Raw genomic sequence first — 18,793 nt, 5'->3', positions numbered from 1 at the left:
CGCCGTGGTGCTGCCCATGAAGCCTTGGTACAAGATTCTATACGCCCAGGTGCTGATCGCCATTGTCATGGGCACCGTCGTCGGCTGGCTGTGGCCCTCGCTCGCCACCAACGACTGGATCAAGGCGATGGGCGACGGCTTCGTCAAGCTGATCAAGATGGTGATCGCCCCGATCATCTTCTGTACCGTGGTCTCGGGCATCGCCCACATCCAGGACGCCAAGAAGGTCGGCCGCATCGGCGTCAAGGCGCTGGTCTATTTCGAGATCGTTTCGACGTTTGCGCTCGTGATCGGGCTCGTCGTCGGCAATCTGGTTCGCCCGGGTGCGGGCTTCGGTAGCGCAGCGGCGAACGCAAAGGCGGTTGTCAACTACGCCAAGCACGCTGAGGGACAAAAGACCGTCGACTTCATCCTGCACATCATCCCGGACACTGTGGTCGGCGCGTTTGCCCAAGGTGAGATCCTCCAGGTTCTGCTGTTCTCTGTGCTGTTTGGCTTCGCCATCATGGGGCTCGGCGAGCGCGGCCACGCAATCCGAAACTTCATCGACGATGCCGCCCATGCCGTGTTCGGCGTCATCGCGATCGTGATGCGCGCAGCGCCGATCGGCGCATTCGGCGCGATGGCCTATACCATCGGCACGTTCGGCACCAGTGCGATCCTCAACCTGATCGGACTGATCGCGACGTTCTACGCCACCGCTGCGCTGTTCGTGCTCATCGTGCTCGGAACCATCGCGCGTCTTGCCGGCTTCTCGATCTTCCAGTTCCTCGCCTACATCAAGGACGAGCTGTTGATCGTGCTCGGCACCTCGTCGTCGGAAAGCGCGCTGCCGTCCTTGATGGAGAAGCTCGAGCGGCTGGGCTGCTCGAAGTCCGTGGTCGGCCTTGTGGTGCCCACGGGCTACTCGTTCAACCTCGACGGCACCAACATCTACATGACGCTGGCGAGCCTGTTCATCGCGCAGGCGCTCGGCTTCGATCTCACCTTGGGCCAACAGCTCACTATCCTGGTGGTGGCGATGCTGACCTCGAAAGGCGCCTCCGGCATCACCGGTGCCGGTTTCATCACGCTCGCCGCGACGCTGGCGGTGGTCGATCCGCGGCTCGTGCCGGGCATGGCAATCGTGCTCGGTATCGACAAATTCATGAGCGAATGCCGCGCGCTGACCAATCTCTGCGGCAACGGCGTCGCCTGCGTGGTCGTCGCCTGGTGGGAAGGCGAACTCGATCGCAAGGAGCTCAGTGGGCGGGTCTGCCGCTAAATCGATCGGACAAGTATCAGAGAACTACGGCAAACTTTGCAGGCCTGACGCCTTGGATGCAGTGCGATAGCGACCAGCTGGTGCTGGCTCGGCAGCGAGGCTAATCTCTGCGCCGCTGGTGGAAGGAGTAGCAGCGGCACGTCGAGACCCGTCGTTGGGTTTGCGCATTAATGTAAATGTAACTATTGCCGAAGGAGGCTTGAGCGGAGAGCGACCCGCCGGTCCAATTTTTTTGCGCCAGAACGAGATGCCAGGGGACTTCACGGTCAAACCATGGACAGATTTTGGTTGGGGGCTCGCGAACATCGGACGCGAGCTGGCGAACAGGCCGAAGGGGCATGTGGAGGTGGCGGCATCGAGCCCTTCGCCGTTGCAGAACCGCCTTGCTACGACGCCGCAACGAGCCCAGACTATCTCCGGAGAAGTTCTGTTAACGCGTCAATCCCGCTCGCCGAGGAACGAATCTCGTCAATTTCGCGAGATAGCGTAAGTGCTCTTGCCCGAATAGCCGCTACATTCGACCGATCTAGAACGGGACATCTAAGTTCGTTCAGGCGTTGGTTCAGTTCGTTCAGCTGAGCCTGAAGTCGTTCGATGTCCGCATCTCGATGTGTTAGGGATTTGATGGTCCAGGCTCGCCGCGCTTGCATGACTAGTCCCCTTCTTTAACTCGCGCCAACCGCTTAGCAGAGTTCGTGGCCGGAATTGGCAATCCCTCTCCGAGCGCCTGGCGGTTTAACGCCGCACCGAAGCTGCTCTTTTATCTGCCAGTCTCATCAATCGCTACCATCTTGTTGAGCGGCAAATGTCGCCGACAACAGAGTGCGTTGCTGGCCGGTGGACAAATAGGGCTCGGCTGCGTTGTTGGAATGACTTGAATCTAACGTAGCGGCAGGTTGTAGGACTAGCGACAATCGTGAACAAGCTTACGGCGACACGTCAGCCGATGTAATCGGATCTTGAGGAGAGTTGGCTGTGTGCGAGGTCAACGCATGTGCCGAACGTTCCAGTCGAATGCGCGATGAAGGGAGGACAAGCGATGTCAGGATTGCCATTGGTCCCAACGCGCGTTTCGAAACGCTCGCTCATGGCCGGCAATGCAGGAGAGGGCAGCCTTGAGGGAGGGCGGCGCATCCAGTTGTCCGTCTTCCCCGCTTGGCGACGTCGGCGATTGGCAGAATGAGAATAACATCGATACCGCCGTCGGGACAAATAACGACAGGGTTGTCTCTCGCCGGTCGGCTGCGCAGCCGTCACGGGCTTCCCAAACTGCTGCGAAACGACTTGGTGTGGTCTAACCACGGCGACGGTGAACATATGGTCTTGTCGAAGCCAAAAGCCGTAAAAATGCCGCCGCTCGTTTCAAACGACGAAGCGCTGGTAGCTTGTAACGAACGAGCAATGGAGCTCGGTGCATGGTCAGTGATGACTAAACTAACGCTTTGCTTCATCCGCGCCTGATAGGCTCGAATCGAGGTCGTGTTCTGCAAAGTGGATCAAGCGATCGAGCCACGGGGACTGCCGCGAGTTGTAGCGTTCAAAGGCGCTGGGTGTGGGGCGCTTCCATCTTCAGCGCGATCGTTCCTCGCACCAGGTTGAGGCGCGCCCACGCAGCGCCGAACTGCCGGTGAGGACACAATGGCGCATCTCACGATGCAGGACGTGAACGGATCGGGAAGCGGTCGTCTCGTCAATCGGGGGAGCGGTGCCGCTTTATCGAGGGCAGGGCACCTAGCGACATGCGCCCGTAGGTCCCGTGACAGTAGAAGGGGCAGACTGGCATTGCACAGCAGTGCCAGTCTGGAACGAAGAAGGTTCGAGCGGAACGCGATCTACATCAGATCCGATGTATCTGCGTGGCAAAGGAGGTAGCATGAGAGCGCAGATTGTGGACCAGCTCGAAGCTGGTCGCGTACGATATGGACAATTCGCCAGCGCACCAGGATCAGGTCCTTGCGGTCTCTTCTTTGTGCAGGGACCCTGCGGCTGCAAACTAAAAATCATTGGATTGCTCCGTCCGCGCTGGGAGCATGTCTCCGTCTCGACACCGCGGCGTTGTCCGAATTGGCAGGAGATGTGCTTCGTCAAGGATCTCTTTTGGGACGAGGAAGAGTGCGTGATGCAGCTTCATCCGCCCCAGTCCGAATACGTGAACAACAGCCGTTACTGTCTGCATCTCTGGAGGCCGACTAGCCAGGAAATTCCGATGCCGCCCTCGGGGTTCGTCGGTATAGTCGGGATTGGCCCATCTGAAGCGGCCACACTGGCTGCACAAATACGGGTCAAGTGACACTGACCGATTGGACCCGCCTCAAACTGGAGCTCGCGCGATCAAGGAGAATCTGATCTCGTGAAGGATAACGGGCTGCGCGCCGATCCGCCGGCCGAATGCAATTGATCGGCCATCGATCCATTTTGAGGGTCTTTAGAAACTCCGCCCATGGCTCCATAACCTATTGTGCGGAGCGGTCTTTCCCTCCTGGTCATTCGCCCGCATTGCCCCGATACAAGAAAACCCATCCATTGTTCGGATATGTCCTATCGATACAATTGATTTTACGAACTGCCGGGAACGGCGGATAAAAAAGACCGGTCCGGAGAGACGTCAGGGCGTATCAGGATGGTTAGGCGCGAGAGGAATTCTCAAGTCTGCGTTGAGCATCGTGGGCGGATGCCAATTTCAGTAACGTGTATTCGCCGACTCGCACCAAGTATTGTCGGAGCCCTGTGGTCGGCGACGTCAGCAAACCTTCGTATAGGTCTTCCAACCTCTTCGATGTGGGCTACCTACCACCGTACACTTGAGGCACGCCTCGATGTCACCTTAGCCTCGCGACGAAGGCGAGAGCTGTCGAGTGTGGGTGTCTGATGCTTCTTCAAAAGGATCGTGTGCAGTGCGGTCAAGTTGCGCCGAAGGTTCAGAAAAGGTCCCTGTTAGATCTGGTGCGAATGGCCCACACGCTCGATATCATCTCGGTCGTGTGTGACGATCTGGCGGTGTACGAACCATTATTGAATATGCTGATTTCAGCAGGCTGCGTCCCATATCTGTTCCACAGTGCACATGACTTCCTGAATTCAAAGCGTTTCATCAGCACGTCTTGCTTGATCGCGGACATGCAGCTGCCGAGCACGAATGGGCTAGACTTGCATGAGCTGCTCGTCGCGTCCGGAAACGAAATTCCCACTATACTTCTTTTGGCTGAACTCGACGACGACAACCAAGCTCGCGCGCTGAAAGCCGGCGTATCGCATCTCCTGCGCAAGTCATTCAGCAATGGCGAGCTGCTCGCGTGCATCAAAGCGACGCTCAAAGACCGGACGACGCTTCGGAGGGCCCCTTGATTTGATCGGACCCGGCTTGGCGACCTCTTCGTGCGTAACCACCGGAGTCGGCTCCTGGCCGCAAATCGGATGCGAGTTCTAGTCACGCCGAAGTTAAATCGTTTCTCGGCAACAAGCCTGCCTTCCAAAGCATAAGACGGTCAACTCAAGCCACCAGAGCTCGGTTGATATCATCGCATGGCAGGCGCCGCATGTGCATTAAGGAGTTCAGACATTCAACCGAAATACTGCCCTAGTTCAAAGAAGTCGACCGAAGCTCAAAAGCGATCCGTGCGAGAGGCCTAAAGCTCATGCTAGACCTTAACCCTTTGGAAGTTCATCACCAGATCGTTTCACTTCTGGAAAGTCAAGGCCCCGTTATCTTGGACATCGGCTCTTATGACGGAACCGATGCGAGACGTTTTCTCCAGCTTCGCCCCGAAGCACAGTTCTACTGCTTTGAACCTGACCTGCGAGCGTTGGTTCGCTTTAAGAGGAACATGCAGGACGTCAAGAATGTAAGGCTGTTTGAGTACGCGATTAGCGATCGAAACGGGAATATTGAATTTCATCCAAGTAATGGAGATGGAGAGGCGGAGGGATGGGACCTCTCGGGCTCAATACGCCGGCCAAAGAATCATCTTGCCGAGTATGATTGGGTTCGATTCGATCATCCGATCTCCGTTGAAACGCGAAGGCTGGATGACTGGAGCAGCGAAGTTAACCTGAACAAGATTGATTTGATCTGGATGGATGTTCAGGGAGCGGAGTCCGATGTCATCGCTGGCGGCAGACGGACCTTGAGCAATACGCGCTTCATCTACACGGAATATAGCGACCGAGAGCTTTACGAAGGGCAGCTGTCATTGCGAGCCATCCTTGATCTCTTGCCATCATTCGAAGTGGTAACGGTCTATCCCCGCGCAGTGGAGGGTGATGTATTGCTCAGGAATACGAGCTGTTAGCTCGGCCTCTGCTTTTCTTTACTGCCCGAGGTGCTTCGGCCGAACCCGAACAGATGCGCCAGCAGTCGAGATAGGCTTGTTCGAGATCCGTGGCGCGGTACCCGTCGCCGGTAGTTGAAGGGCATGGAAAATTCATGCCCTAGGCGCTTGCCGCACGCGGTTGCTCTTTCGAGTTGCACGATCGGTAACCGGGAAGTGCGCGAGCTGGGAGCCGAGACTCCTGGCGAGGCCGGGATATTGAGCTTTTGCGACATAGGCAGGAAGAAAACCGTAGTCGTTCAGAGTTAATTGGGCCCATAGCCGCATAGATCGAAGCAAGCATTGCTAACCGGCTTGTGAAGCCTTGTGGCGACGCTTACGAGCAGATCGGTCGATAAGGAAATCATCCAACTTCCGGCCGGCACGAAGTTGCGGGCTGAGCCATCGCGGTGGTTTCCCGCGCCCCGACCAAGTTTGCTCCGGGTTCTTTGGATTTCTATACTTTGGCCGCACAGGCGGGTAGGGCCGACGCTCACGGCCTGGCCGGGCGAGCTTATCGCCCCTTCCGATGGTTCGCAGCCGCTCCTCTAGTTTGACCTTTTCCGCCGTAATCCGTTGAGCGAGAGCTGCGGACACCTTCTCGTGGAGACTCCACAGCTCGTCGACACTCATTGACCTCAGGTCATTCATCTTCATTGCGATCTGCCATGCTCGAAATTTCATCGCATTAAATAGTCGCGCGCGAAGTAATAGACAAGGCGCGATTTTCGAGGAGCGAAACGAATGAGCTCGCTAAGGCCGCAGAAGAGCCTGGGAGCCGGCCCTACAGCGTTGTCGGAGAACAACGAAGCCAATCGATGGCTAGAGTATCAACGACACTAGTTGCTTCTTTCTGGGCAATCTATTGGATTGCCAGGACTGGTCCACATCTCGGACCGAGCAACCTCACTCCACGAGCTACATAGCTACCGCGCGGCGGTTCAACATGGTCGACACCGTCAATCCAAAATGACATATCCTCGACCGCAAGCCGGGGATTATAAATCCATCCAGTCTGGACGGCTTTCACCACTGCGAAAGCCTCGCGTGGCGAAGACGAGTCCGGAATGATGACATCAGCATCTTGCTCACATCCTGACAGAAGCTCGATAAGCTCTTTGACCTTCATTTCGCAGCCTTCGGATTGCAGTCGAGAGGAGCCTCCATCTAGGAGTTCTGAGGAATCGGTCAACCCTGCGCCAACCTGCAGGAGCGACCGCAACAGGCAGGGCTCTCCTTTCTGACTCGAAGAGCCGCACCATCTCCGCATGCCGCGCCAAATTATCAAGACAGCACCGCGTTTCAGGTGCCTATCGTGATAAATCCATAGCGAGTTGATCTGACGGCCTAGTCAATGCTTTCGGGTGACTCGGCGCTCGTTTCCCATAGCGCGGCTGGCGAGAGACGAGCGTTCCCGCATGGGCCGTTCCACCAACCGCAAGTTTGTCGAGAAAATACGGACCTTGAGTGAATCTGTGTCGGCTACGGTTTCTGCGGCAAAATATCGTTCCGGGCGAGAGTTTCACAGGGCTTGAATCGGACGTCGCGTCAAGTTGTATGGTCGCAGAGTGGTTTCAATACGAACAAGGAATAAAGGGCCGGTCATGATGTCCTCGCCGCTCATTCGAAAAAGCGCAACCGCTCTGCAAGCTGAGACTTCTCGATGATGATATTTCTAGTGCTGCTTCCGATTTTGTTTGTTGGCTTCGGAGTTGGGTACGCCGTGCGCGCATGGCGCTCTCACAAGCGGCGTGAGCGCTATCGTTTGCACGCGGCTTACCTTCGGCCGATCTCCCGCGTTACGGAACGTCCCATAGAAATGCCTAAGCGCAGAGCGTTCTGATGTGTGATCAAGCCGGAACCCAAAAAGACAGGGGAACCGAAGCGGATTACGGAAGATGTGCAGGCTTGCGCTTTATTGGACACAGCAGGTGGAGCGGTTTCAGGTCATCGGCACAAATCTCCCGACAATAAGCGATTATGGACGCTAAGGGCCGGCACGGACAATGAAGTCCAGCTTGCCGGTGACAAGGGCGTTCAATGAGCGCGGGTCCTTGATGCGACACCTCGTTCGCGAGCCTCGCGTCATCCACCTGCGGGGCCCCCGCCGAGTGCACCGGCGGGGGTATCTTCTAAAGGCCGTGGCGTTAAACCCGGCACAGAACGAGATCGACGCAGGACGTAGTGAGAAAGGAAGTGTCGTTAGATTTGAAAAGTCGATCGCTTTCCCACACGCTCATGCGTCTTCTCACTTGAGCGTCAAAACTATGCGCGGAACGATTTAAGACTAGGGCGGTTCCGCAAGCGCATTTCGTCTCGAGAATTGGCATCCTCGGCCCTCGCCGGTTGCGTCGCGCGCTCCTGGGCCAACTGCGCCGAACCATCCCCGGTGGCTGGGCATGCGGGTTCGCTGTGTTTGGTCGCGCGTGTTGCGGCTCAACGCTCTCGCGACAGAGTTATTGAGCAAGGTGCCGTGTGCGGGCAGGCGTGGTCGCCAGGCGCAGACAGCGACTGGCGGCACAACTGCGGAAAGTTCAAGCGACATCCGGGCATTCCAGTCGACGCCGTAACGAATCACATCGTATCTCGAGTCCTGAAGAAGGGACGTCGAGGGTGAGCAGTGTAGCAAATGTTAGCCAGACTGATCGCCTCCCGCTTTTAGCGCGAGTCCACGCTTGCAAGCGTTTTGCCTCCCCGTTTGCTGAAATGGCTTGAAGCTGTCGCAGTGTCAAGTTGTAGGTTTCCAGAAGATCGTAGCCAAATCGAGGTCCTCCAATGGAGCAGGCTGCGCTTGTCAGTGCGCGCGAATGCCAAGGTGAAGGTGGCGGGTTTGGTTGAAACGGATCTGAAGCATCTTGCAGACTTCGCGCGTTGCGTTGGACGGCACCGACGATATTTGCGGCGGCCGTGGCGGCAGCCCAAGCGGCATCGGACAGGCAGAAAGCCATAATGGCACCGAAACTCTGATCGTCTTGACTTAACTCGTCCTGCCTCAGCCGAAGTCCCGAACTGACCAAAAGCGAAAAGGAAGGCATCCAATGCGCCCTGAGCAAACAGCCGCCGGCGGTGTCTCTCAACAGGGCGGCAGGCCGCATTGGGAAATCGCCGCGTCAATCGACGGGGCCGCTCGTGCGCGGGCCGAAAGCGCTACCAACAATTCCGTCTGGCTCGAGAGTGCGTGATGGATCTAAAGGTAATCATGGGCAAAGTTGCCAGCGGCGTCCCCTTGGGCCACCAGGAAATGGCCGTGGCGTTCGACAGTATGCTGTCGGGCAAGGCGACGCCCGCGCAGATGGGCGGGTTGTTGCTGGCGCTGAGGGTGCGCGGCGAGACAGTGGAAGAAATTGCCGGCGCGGTTTCCGCAATGCGCGGCAGAATGCGACCGGTCAATGTACCGCCCGATTCCATCGACATTGCGGGCACAGGAGGTGATGGTTCCGGCTCGGTCAACGTCTCGACATGCGCCTCTTTCATTGTCGCCGGCGCCGGCATTCCTGTCGCCAAGCACGGAAACCGCGCGTTGTCCTCACGCTCAGGCTCCGCCGATGTGCTGGCATCGCTTGGAGTGAAAATCGATTTGGAGCCAGATGATGTCGCCCGCTGTGTCCGGGATGCGGGGATCGGGTTCATGTTTGCGCCGACCCATCATCCGGCAATGAAAAACGTGAACGCGACCCGGGTCGAGCTCGCGACCCGCACAATCTTTAATCTCCTCGGACCGCTCTGCAATCCTGCGGGCGTCAAGCGGCAGATGATCGGGGTGTTTTCGCGCCGATGGGTGAAGCCTCTAGCGGAGGTCTCAAAGAGCCTCGGTGCGGAATCGGTGTGGGTGGTGCACGGCTGCGATGGACTTGACGAGATCACGCTCACCGGCCCCACCTCTGTCGCGGCGCTGGAGAAGGGCGAGATTCGCTGCTTCGAGATGACGCCGGAAGAAGCCGGGCTCCGTCTTTGCGGAAAGGAGGAACTGAAGGGCGGAGATCCCCATGCGAACGCGATTGCACTGCAGAGCGTGCTGGAGGGCATGCGAGGCCCATATCGGGATGTTGCTCTCCTGAACGCAGCAGGGGCCATTATAGTAGCCGGTCGTGCCACAACGTTGAAGGAGGGCGTGGCCATCGCGCAGGCATCACTTGACAGTGGCGCCGCCGCCGCCCGCCTGAAGCATCTGGTTGCAATTTCCAACGCCAAATAGACGACATGATCGAATCCAACATTCTGACGAAGGTCGAGATATACAAGCGCGAAGAGATCGCAGCTGCCAGACGCGAGCTTCCGCGTGCTGAGCTCGACGCGCGCGCACGGCGTGCGCCTTCTCCGCGCGGCTTCCTCAGCGCAATTAACAAGAAGCGCGCGTCAGGTAGCTATGCCCTCATCGCCGAGCTCAAAAGAGCCTCGCCATCGAGGGGGCTCATTCGCTCTGACTTTCATCCGCCGTCGCTTGCCAGATCGTATGAAGCAGGAGGCGCCGCCTGCCTCTCGGTCTTGACGGACAAACCATCTTTCATGGGTGACCTTGATTATATGGAGACGGCCCGTGCGGCCACAAACCTGCCGGTCTTGCGCAAGGACTTCATTTTCGACACTTATCAGGTGATCGAGGCTCGCGCCCATGGCGCCGACTGCATTCTGCTGATTATGGCCGCGCTGGACGACGGGGCTGCCTACGACCTCGAGGCTGCGGCCTTAACGTACGGCATGGACGTCTTGATCGAGGTCCATGACCGCGCAGAGCTCGATCGCGCCCTCAAGCTTCGCTCGCAGATGATTGGCATCAATAACCGCAACCTGCGCACGTTCGTGACAAACCTTAAGACAAGTGAAACCCTGGCACCGCTCGTCCCGAAGGATCGTCTGATCGTCAGTGAAAGCGGCATCTGCGCGTTCACTGATCTGACGCGGCTCTCGCGAGCCGGCATCTCGACCTTCCTTGTGGGCGAAACTCTAATGCGTCAGTCTGACTTGACAGCAGCAACTCGCGCTCTGCTTTCACCAAACCAGGCGGCAGCGACCTGGGCGAACCAATGACCCGCAAAGTCTCCAATCAGCTGATGCGCCACACTCATATCCACGCTGAAAGCGGCAGTTTTCGCATGATCGGTAGATCGGGAACACGCGTCTGTGTGCAACCCGCCACAGCGAAAGGTCGTGTATCGACAATTGCGAAATCGGCCTTAGGACCATGGTGGAATCGGCGAGTGTTGATCGCGCATCCGCATGTCACGGATCATATGCAAATTGCAGCGGAGCGCCAAAAGTCCCGTTTGCGCAGTTTTGCGACTATTCCAGCGGCGCGTCGGGGCCTAGGCCTTGAAGACGGCTGGGCTGGTGTCAACCACTATCAGCCCCGCAGTAGGCTTGCCGACAAAACCTCCAGGCGTGTTCATCACCAAGAACCGGCTAGTCACAAGCTCGACCGAGGCGCTTGTTACCCATCTTCTCTCCGACGCAGAAGCCTGCTCGACGTGCTCAACGGAGCTGAGAGGGCGCATATCGATCGATCAGAAGGCCAGCTCGGACCGCCTGAAGATGAAAACGACGTGGAGGAAGATACGCGTCGGCGAAATCACCGAGATGGTCGACCGCAGGCCAGCCACGACCAACGTTCCCAGGCCGTCGCATGTCACGGTATCGGTGAAGCTCGGCGACTTCAGTCGAGGCCAGAAATCTCGCCCAACCGATCTGCGACCAAGGAAGCTTATCCGAGCGATAAAGCACAAATTGCTCGGCGCCGGCCTGGGGAACCGAGAGCCGAGAGCGCGGCAATGTCCGCATAGCGCGAACGCTCGAACTTGAACGTGGTCCCGCAGGCGGGGCGCTGATCATCGGTTGCCTTGCCAGATGAGCGATATTCAATCAATTGAGGCGATCGAGTTTCGCCAAGCCATGCGAAATCTGGCCAGCGGCGTTGCGATCGTGGCGACAGGAACGGCACTTGAACGGCGGGGTTTAACGGTCAGTTCTATCACCTCGGTTTGCATAGAGCCCCCCTGTTTGCTGGTCGGCATCAATAATAGTTCCGGCACTCACGATGCGATACTTGCGAACGGCAGTTTTGGCGTGAGCCTTCTTGCTATTGATCATCAGGACATCGCTCTGCGGTTCGCCGGCCGAGATGGCTCCAAAGGTCTCCAACGGTTCGATACCGCTCCTTGGGATCAGGGAATTCTCGACGTGCCTCTATTGCAAGGCGCAATTTGCGCTCTCGAATGCGTTTTGCACCACTATCAAGTCATTGGCACGCACGGAATATTTATCGGCCGAACCGTTGCGGTGCGCCCAGGCGAGGGCAATCCGCTTATCAACTGTCGCGGCGAACTTCGAACGCTACCGCACGATTGAATGCAGTTTTTTCAACCGGCATATCAACGCTGGCAGCACCTAAATTCGGTAGTGACACGTCAGGAATTCGCGATAATCGCGAATTTTTGATATTTGAAATGTCCCAACCTAAGCCTATGAAATCTAGGAGGTTTTTTTCGATCGCGTCCATGGCACCCTTGTGATCGTCCGATTTTGACGGGGTGACCACAGCGATCCATCGTCGCTTGCAGGCTGCTAAGTCCGGCGAAGGTCTGCATGGTCTTGGGCTTGAGGTCGGCCTCGATCAGCATGAGACCGCGAAGTGCCGCAACGCGTGCCAGTTGAAATGCGAGGACATACACGGGTTTATTGGGCGCGAGTCAATGGCGAGATCACCGGAGCCGCCTCTCAGCAATATTTCGCTGCTCGACCTGCGCCGCAGAATTGCGAATCTGCGTCGTGCCGACCTGAAGGAAGCGGCGGCCTACAGGATTGGCCGGGTCATTGATCAATATCCATTTCAGCTCAGGCCGCTGCAATTATCCCGGTCCAAAAAATTCTCGTTCGCGGTGATGATCGTGCCGTCCATATTGAACTCGATGATCGCCTGCGCCTTGTCGATCGCGGGAAGCTGGCCGGCGAAATCGGCGTTCTTCAATTTGTCCGCGGTGACGTCGGTTGCGAATTTCACCACGCCGAATGGCTTGCCCTTGTCGTCGAGGAGCGGATTGTCGGAGGCGAGAATCCAGACCTCGCGGCCGCCTTTCGCGGTGCGCTTGGGCTTGGCCGCCTGGAACTCGCCGCGATTTAAGACAACCCAGAACGCTTTGTAGTCGCGGCTGTCGCGCTGCTCGGCCGGCACGAACATGGAGTGATGCTTGCCCTGGATCTCGTCCAGCCGGTACCCGAGCGTGTCGAGGACCCTTCATTCGGCGAGCCGGCAAAAGAGAAGCTTGATGTCCCACAGAGAAGGGATCGAGGCCTGATGGTCGGAACGGCCTTGGCGGTCCGGCGTGTCCTGCGACGGTCTCGCCGATAGGCGGCGCCGATCGCGTTGCCGTTCGGACGCGAAGGCGGAATAAGCGACGCGGTCATAAACCGAAAAAAAACGCACGATTCTTGCGCGCTATAGCCTTGAATGTTGTTACTATAAATTATAGTTTATAGAACTAGAGAGGCGCTTATGCTATTTTCAAGACCAAGACCCTTGCGAAGTTCACCCGCCAACATGGCATCAGCGATGCGGCCCTTGTCGAGGCCGTTGACCGTGCCAAGCGAGGCCTGATCGATGCCGACTTGGGCGGCAAGGTCGGTCATCAAGCAGCGGGTCGCTCGTCCAGGTCACGGCAAAAGAGGCGGCTTTCGTATGTTGATCGGATTCGGTTCTGATCGCGCTGTCTATCTCTTTGCCTTCGCGAAAAACGAGCGCGAGAACATCAGCAACGGCGAGCTGCTCACCCTGCGTGAAATCGCAGCCTCATTTCTGGACGCGAGCAAACAGAAAATCGACCAAGCGTTATACGACGGAACTTTAATCGAAGTGCACGATGGCAAAGAAAGCAAGCAAGAAGGCAAAGACCAGCCGGCTCACAAAGGAGCTGCTGGAAACGGCGCATGATATGCGCAAGAGCGGCCTGCTGACGAAGGCAGCCCGCGACAAGATCACCATGCGGCATCTCGGGGCTTCGGATATACTCGCTGCTGTCACGGCGGAAATTTCGGGCGCCGACGTCAGGGCGATCCGCGAGGAAGCGAAACTGAGCCAAGCGGTTTTCGCACGGTATCTCAACGTCACGGCTGGCTACGTGTCGCAGCTCGAACGCGGCGACAAACACCCGACCGGCCCGGCCCTTGTGCTGCTCAATGTGATCCGCCGTAGAGGCATCAAAGCTATCCTCTAAGCTTTCAGAAGCCGCCATGCGGGACAGCCGCGGAGACCCGGCTCTCCCTTGCAGTTGGATTGTGCTGTGGCTTACGCGGGCGTGAGCAGGGGTGGCAGCCAGCCCTTTCCGGCCGGCAACTGATCGGCCCGTTCAGCCATCGCCTGCTTCTTGAGGCCAGCGATCTGTCGTTTGCGCCCGCTCTCCACTTTTTCATCATCGGTATAAATTGGGTGGTCCATCGACAACAACCAGCTGCCCCCGTCTACCCGCCCTTCCGGCCATCGTCGCGATCCTGGCGATGGCCGCGCTCTACGGGGGCTTGGTTTGGGGCCGCACGCCGCACGCGGGCACCGTCACTCGCGAAGCAGAAGGATGCCGTTCTCACTCGATCAGAGGCCGTTAGACAGCTCGTTGAGACTGTGCTGGGTAGGGATTGAATCAGGCTCGATCTTTTGCGCAGCTGGCGGCTTTGGTTTGTGGAGACAGCACCAGCGTGTAAAGATGCGATTGGCCGGAAAGCCGGGCACGTATGCGACGCTCGGAGACGGATGCAGCTTCAACCGGATATGGCCTTAGTTAGGCCGCCATCGCTTTCTTGGCGGCTTGCGCAAGAAAACCAGATCGAGTGAAGCCATGCTGTTCGGCATAGTTGTCGATCTCACTCAGAACGTCGGCGGGAAGAGTGACGTTGACGCGCACACTCTTCACCTCTTCCGCAGGCGCTGGAATGAGAACGGCAACGCCATCTCTGTTCTCAGCGTTCGCCATGATATCCTCGAGAGAGGAGGGCTCAGGTACGGCTTCGCCGTCTGCTGCCATACCTTCCAGATGTAGGGCCAAGGCTTCCGCAGCCATGGCGCGTGCATCGTCCAGATCCGTGCCAGCGGTGATCACGCCGGGAAGATCGGGAAACGAAACACCATAGTCGCTGTCCGCGTCCTTATGGATCAGTGCAATAAAGTGTCGCATGTGAGTTCCCCTCCTTGGGTGGGCCGGTGGCCCTCTCTATGCGGTGTCATTTCAACTTCAGGTCGGCTTGCTTCTCGATGCTCTTTAGCGTTCCAACCGGGATGTCCCGCTTGGGGTGAGACCCGGCCCTTCTTAGTCGGGTGTTTGAATTGAATGTGGCTGCCTTTCTGGGCAACTTGTTCCCACCCGTCGGCCTTCAGAGCTTTGATAATGTTCGCCGATTTCATATGTGTATTTATACACACCGACACTAGCGAGAGTCAACACATAAATACACACTAATTCGAAAGGTTCTGTTCCTAGCTAGAGCGCTGCGGGGGAGGGGAACCTTCAAACCCTGAAAGCTCTGGGCGGCGCGCCTGCGGCGTCGCTGCAGTTTCGCCGCGCGATTCGCGCGATTAATAGCCAATGGTTGCGATGGCATCGGTCGCCCAAGTCCTGTTAAGCATTTGAGCTACCCTGCAAAAAATGCATCGCGACGCCTTACTTGATTTTTTAGCAAAGAACGACGCTATACTTCAATGGTCGAACTTGGAAAGGGGCAGGGCATTGGACCAGCCGTTTCTCGAAAGGGCGCGGAGTATTGTGCTGCGCGATCTTGATCCCGATTACGTCGAGAAGATCGTCGTAGAATTGGGGTGGCAATACGATGAGCTTTACGAAGAACTCGCGGATGACTCCACGCAGTTCGATCATTCGAGAGAGGAGGAGTTTAATCGGCGTAGAGCTGATTGCGCGAAGCGCGCGATAGCGCGGGCGTGTCAGCAACACGGAATTCCGTTCGAATACCACCGGCTCGCTTGCAACGGTCAACATAAGCTGCTTGCGAAAGCCGGCCGCGTAATTTTGATCCAGGAGCCGATACAGACCCTCGATGATCATCCGGCCGTTGCCGATTACAAGGTCGAGTTATCGGACGTGCACGGTTTCGTTCGACAGCTCGAACTTGATCTTGGGGATCAGCCCGGCCGGATCCGTGATTGGTCCGGCTGCGTGCTCGCCGTTCTGCTCCATGGAGCTGCAGGTCCGAAGTTTAACCGGGATCACAAATCGCTTGGCAGAGCCATGCTCGCGGTACCGGACGCGGCCTATTCGCACTGGGTCACTCGATTGGACCTACAGACGATCGCAAGGTTTGGACGAGGCTTGCCAAACGCGGATGACCGAGACATTCAGTCGACTCAGGAAGATCAGGTAGTGGTCACGCCGAAGCGGCGTAACGATAGAGCGGAATTCGGTTAATGCCTGTTGGGATGCAAGCGTTTAGGGGGAAGCGCCTTCGCGAGGCAAGACTCGCTCGGGGCCTCTACATGAACGCTCTTGGCGATATGCTCGGCATTACCGGTACCGCGATCTCGCGTTATGAGGATGACATCGACAAGCCTCAACAGGACAGGGCAGTCTCGATCGCAAAGCACTTGAATTTCCCTCTCGAATTCTTTCTCCAGCCGGAGTGGCCTGAGCTGCCGCAAGTAGTTCATTGGCGTTCGCGATCGGCGGAGACCAAATACGCGCGCGAAATGACCGAGCAGCGTATGATTTGGATGTGCGAGCTATTTTCCTATCTTGAGCGGGACGTGAATTTCCCGTTGCTTAATCTGCCTGATCTGAAGCTGCCGGACTTTCGAGCTCTGACGCCCGCATCGATCGAAGCGGCCGCCGGAGCGGTGAGGCAGCATTGGAAGTTTCGCGATTTGCCGATTCCGGACGCATGTTTGGCGCTGGAGAACGCCGGAATTCCGGTCGTGAACCTCGAAATCACTTCGGAGAAACAGGATGGTTTTTGCTTCAATTCGGCGTCACTGGGACGTCCATTCGTAGGCATCAATACACTGCACATCAGCGCGGCTCGAGCTCGATACGACGTTGCTCACGAACTCGGTCACATCGTGCTTCATCGGGGCGTGACACCGCAACAGCTGCGGGATCCGTTGTTGAACAAGCAGATTGAGCAGCAGGCTCATCGTTTTGCCGGCGCCTTTCTGTTTCCAGCAGAAGCATTTCGTTTTGAGGTGACGCGTCCGACACTGGACTATTTCTGCGCGCTCAAGAAGCGATGGGGGATGTCAATCGCCGCTATGATCTATCGAGCGTTCGACCTGGGCATGATCGACGAGCAGGAAAAGAGCGTTCTCTATCGAAATTTGACGCGGCGAGGCTGGCGTGGCCCATTGCAAGAGCCATTCGACAGCCCGTCCGAGATGCCGATCGAACGGCCGAGAATGATCCGCCGTGGAATGCGGGTTGTCATTGAGCTCGGGACAAGCAAGGTAGCAATCAAAGCCGCGTTGAATTTGCCTGAGAAGGAGATTGAGCAGATCGCGGGCTTAGAGCCAGGCTTCTTTCGACCTGCGGCCGAGGTTCATAGCCTTGCGACGGCGAAACGGCAGACGCTGAAAGCAGTCGACGTCGAAAGCGGCGAGGTAATAGAGTTTCCGCACGCCACAAAGCGTTCCTAATCTCGCATCCGATACGCCCCATCGGCCGAGCCGCGAGGATCGAGAGGGCAGCAGACTCGGGAAGCCGCGCAGAAGTCAAGTCGCGTGAGCAATCCGCGACGCGGCAAACATACTTCGCGTCGCGCGGTGTGCTTCACTAGACGGAAGCCGCCGGAGAGGCGGTACCTAGCATTTCCGACGGTCCACTTGGCCGACTCAAGCTCCTCGGACGAAGGTTCAGAACGCCAATATGTCATTCCATGAAGGTGTCCGCCAGGGCAAGTTCAGCCTGATGGATGTCGAGAGCTGGTTGGAGGATGGGACCGTGCAGTTCAAGGAGGCGCAGCACACGATTTTGTCGGAGTGCGTTTGTCGTTGTTGCTCAAGCGTTGTGGGCAGAGGCGGTAGAATGGACACGTGAGCAGCGCAAGAAATAAGCCTGCCAAAAGGCGAGTGACAGGAGTGTTAGGAGGGTAGGCCAAGGTCAAAAGCGCAGCTGCGCAATGAACGAGGTGACCACCATTGCTCAGCATTTGTGAGGCTCAAAAGACGTTGGCCGCAACTATCGATCCCCAGCGCCGGACGGCAAGCCTTATGTTCGGCCAACTCCCGCCGCGACTTCAGACCGAATGATGGTTGCGGTGTTCAATGAAGCCTCTAGCGAGAGGTCCCCAAATGCGAGCTGACAAAGAAGATAGTTGGCACCTGCCTCTTCCAGATGATTAAGAAGTGTTTTCCGTATTGAAGCGGCCGTCCCGGCAACGCACAACTCACTCTCGATTGCTGCATCGAACGTCAAGGGCAGGTTTTGTGGAGTGGGGATGTTGTTGCGTTCATAAAGGAACTTGAAGCTGTCGAGCCAGCGACCATAAGCAGGTGCAGCGAGTGAATAAGCATCTGCTTCAGAACTTCCAGCCACGACCATGCGTAGCAAGCCAAGAAACGGCGACTGACCATTCGCGTCTGAGCGTTGCTCTCGATGCGAGCGGTATGCGTCCGTGACCCTTCGGACGGACGATGAGGGCCCAAGACTCGCGATGTTTGCACCGATTTCCGCGGCCCAGCTTGCCGAATCGGGTTGATTTACAGCGATCCATGTCGGGGGATGCGGCCACTGACGAGGCGTCAGCGTCAATGGAACCTCGTCCAATCGGTAGTGGATGCCCTCGTAGGAGAGCGTGCCACCTCGCATAGCTTTAACAAGGATTTCGCTGGCCTCCGTATAACGTCCCGGTGCCGCGTCTGCACTGACCCCGAAATATCCCAACTCAACCGGGAGGGAGCCGCGTCCGATGCCAAGTTCAAGCCTGCCGCCGCTCAAGTGATCCAGCATACAGGCCTCTTCAAAGACTCGCAGCGGATGATGAAGGCTAAGCAGCATAACCATCGGGCCGATACGAAGATTGGTTGTGCGTTGAGCGACGCTGGACAAGAACAGATTCGGCGAAGGACTTCTGCCATGTGGAGTACAATGGTGCTCTGCTAGATGATAGGCATAGAACCCCAGGCGATCGCATGCCTCGGCGAGCAGGAGCCGATCGTCATATTGTTTGGCGACGTCACGGCCGTTCGCGTCCAGGTGATCGAAGATGCCGAACGTCAGTGTTGAAGAAGGGGGATTTCTCACTT

The 18,793-nt window shown here is 57.3% G+C and carries 15 protein-coding genes and 2 pseudogenes; 11 read left to right on the top strand and 6 right to left on the bottom strand.

What is annotated here, in order from left to right; all coding sequences use genetic code 11:
* Positions 1-16 precede the first annotated feature (16 nt).
* The 3 genes from NLN62_RS10110 to NLN62_RS10100 all read left to right on the top strand — a co-directional run bounded on the left by NLN62_RS10110 (position 17) and on the right by NLN62_RS10100 (position 5,553).
* On the top strand, positions 17-1,264 hold the full coding sequence (locus tag NLN62_RS10110) for a dicarboxylate/amino acid:cation symporter (RefSeq protein ID WP_254108633.1): 1,248 nt from the start codon (positions 17-19) through the stop codon (positions 1,262-1,264).
* Positions 1,265-4,213: 2,949 nt separating this feature from the next.
* The gene (locus tag NLN62_RS10105) at positions 4,214-4,609 is read left to right on the top strand and encodes a response regulator (protein ID WP_254108632.1); all 396 of its coding nucleotides are present in this window, start codon (positions 4,214-4,216) and stop codon (positions 4,607-4,609) included.
* 290 nt (positions 4,610-4,899) lie between these two features.
* Positions 4,900-5,553 (top strand): FkbM family methyltransferase, encoded by a 654-nt coding sequence (locus NLN62_RS10100; protein ID WP_254108630.1) that lies wholly within the window; start codon positions 4,900-4,902, stop codon positions 5,551-5,553.
* A 324-nt stretch (positions 5,554-5,877) separates the two neighbouring features.
* Here NLN62_RS10100 and NLN62_RS10095 read toward each other — a convergent pair whose 3' ends face one another.
* On the bottom strand, positions 5,878-6,204 hold the full coding sequence (locus NLN62_RS10095) for an H-NS family nucleoid-associated regulatory protein (protein ID WP_371933112.1): 327 nt from the start codon (positions 6,202-6,204) through the stop codon (positions 5,878-5,880).
* Positions 6,205-8,749: 2,545 nt separating this feature from the next.
* On the opposite strand from NLN62_RS10095, the gene trpD reads away from it, so the two are divergent.
* From trpD to NLN62_RS10080, 3 genes are all read left to right on the top strand, one after another.
* A complete protein-coding gene (trpD, locus tag NLN62_RS10090) occupies positions 8,750-9,766 on the top strand; it encodes an anthranilate phosphoribosyltransferase (protein ID WP_254108627.1) in 1,017 nt (338 codons plus the stop codon).
* Positions 9,767-9,771: 5 nt separating this feature from the next.
* Positions 9,772-10,599, top strand: a complete 828-nt coding sequence (trpC, locus tag NLN62_RS10085) for an indole-3-glycerol phosphate synthase TrpC (RefSeq protein ID WP_254108625.1) — start codon at positions 9,772-9,774, stop codon at positions 10,597-10,599.
* 813 nt (positions 10,600-11,412) lie between these two features.
* Positions 11,413-11,913: a flavin reductase family protein gene (locus NLN62_RS10080; RefSeq protein WP_254108624.1), complete on the top strand. Its 501-nt coding sequence runs from the start codon at positions 11,413-11,415 to the stop codon at positions 11,911-11,913.
* A 511-nt stretch (positions 11,914-12,424) separates the two neighbouring features.
* On the opposite strand, the pseudogene NLN62_RS10075 reads toward NLN62_RS10080, so the two are convergent.
* Positions 12,425-12,787, bottom strand: a pseudogene (locus NLN62_RS10075) (PAS domain S-box protein); the annotation flags it as partial.
* Between the two features lie 275 nt (positions 12,788-13,062).
* On the opposite strand from NLN62_RS10075, the gene NLN62_RS10070 reads away from it, so the two are divergent.
* Genes NLN62_RS10070 through NLN62_RS10060 form a run of 3 tightly spaced genes read left to right on the top strand, consistent with a single transcriptional unit; the run spans position 13,063 to position 13,775 of the window.
* A complete protein-coding gene (locus NLN62_RS10070) occupies positions 13,063-13,263 on the top strand; it encodes a type II toxin-antitoxin system RelE/ParE family toxin (RefSeq protein ID WP_371933111.1) in 201 nt (66 codons plus the stop codon).
* Positions 13,241-13,492, top strand: coding sequence for a type II toxin-antitoxin system RelE/ParE family toxin (locus NLN62_RS10065; RefSeq protein ID WP_254108622.1), 252 nt, complete (start codon positions 13,241-13,243; stop codon positions 13,490-13,492). Before NLN62_RS10070 ends, NLN62_RS10065 begins: the two co-directional genes overlap by 23 nt.
* The gene (locus tag NLN62_RS10060; protein ID WP_254108621.1) at positions 13,422-13,775 is read left to right on the top strand and encodes a DNA-binding transcriptional regulator; all 354 of its coding nucleotides are present in this window, start codon (positions 13,422-13,424) and stop codon (positions 13,773-13,775) included. The genes NLN62_RS10065 and NLN62_RS10060 overlap by 71 nt, the downstream gene beginning before the upstream one ends.
* A 71-nt stretch (positions 13,776-13,846) precedes the next feature.
* On the opposite strand, the gene NLN62_RS10055 is transcribed toward NLN62_RS10060, so the two are convergent.
* From NLN62_RS10055 to NLN62_RS10045, 3 genes and pseudogenes are all read right to left on the bottom strand, one after another.
* A complete protein-coding gene (locus tag NLN62_RS10055) occupies positions 13,847-13,996 on the bottom strand; it encodes a hypothetical protein (protein ID WP_254108619.1) in 150 nt (49 codons plus the stop codon).
* Between the two features lie 337 nt (positions 13,997-14,333).
* The gene (locus tag NLN62_RS10050; RefSeq protein ID WP_254108618.1) at positions 14,334-14,726 is read right to left on the bottom strand and encodes a type II toxin-antitoxin system HicB family antitoxin; all 393 of its coding nucleotides are present in this window, start codon (positions 14,724-14,726) and stop codon (positions 14,334-14,336) included.
* Positions 14,727-14,772: 46 nt separating this feature from the next.
* A pseudogene (locus NLN62_RS10045) lies at positions 14,773-14,953 on the bottom strand (type II toxin-antitoxin system HicA family toxin).
* Between the two features lie 322 nt (positions 14,954-15,275).
* Here NLN62_RS10045 and NLN62_RS10040 point away from each other — a divergent pair.
* Positions 15,276-15,968 (top strand): hypothetical protein, encoded by a 693-nt coding sequence (locus tag NLN62_RS10040; RefSeq protein WP_254108617.1) that lies wholly within the window; start codon positions 15,276-15,278, stop codon positions 15,966-15,968.
* The gene (locus NLN62_RS10035; protein WP_371932948.1) at positions 15,968-17,185 is read left to right on the top strand and encodes a helix-turn-helix domain-containing protein; all 1,218 of its coding nucleotides are present in this window, start codon (positions 15,968-15,970) and stop codon (positions 17,183-17,185) included. Before NLN62_RS10040 ends, NLN62_RS10035 begins: the two co-directional genes overlap by 1 nt.
* Positions 17,186-17,756: 571 nt before the next feature.
* On the opposite strand, the gene NLN62_RS10030 is transcribed toward NLN62_RS10035, so the two are convergent.
* Positions 17,757-18,791 (bottom strand): LLM class flavin-dependent oxidoreductase, encoded by a 1,035-nt coding sequence (locus NLN62_RS10030; protein WP_254108614.1) that lies wholly within the window; start codon positions 18,789-18,791, stop codon positions 17,757-17,759.
* Positions 18,792-18,793: the final 2 nt, after the last annotated feature.

The sequence above is a fragment of the Bradyrhizobium sp. CCGUVB23 genome, assembly GCF_024199885.1.
In the GTDB taxonomy this organism is placed as follows: domain Bacteria; phylum Pseudomonadota; class Alphaproteobacteria; order Rhizobiales; family Xanthobacteraceae; genus Bradyrhizobium.
Note: the sequence above shows the minus strand (reverse complement) of the source record. Positions and strands in the feature narration are given on the sequence as shown.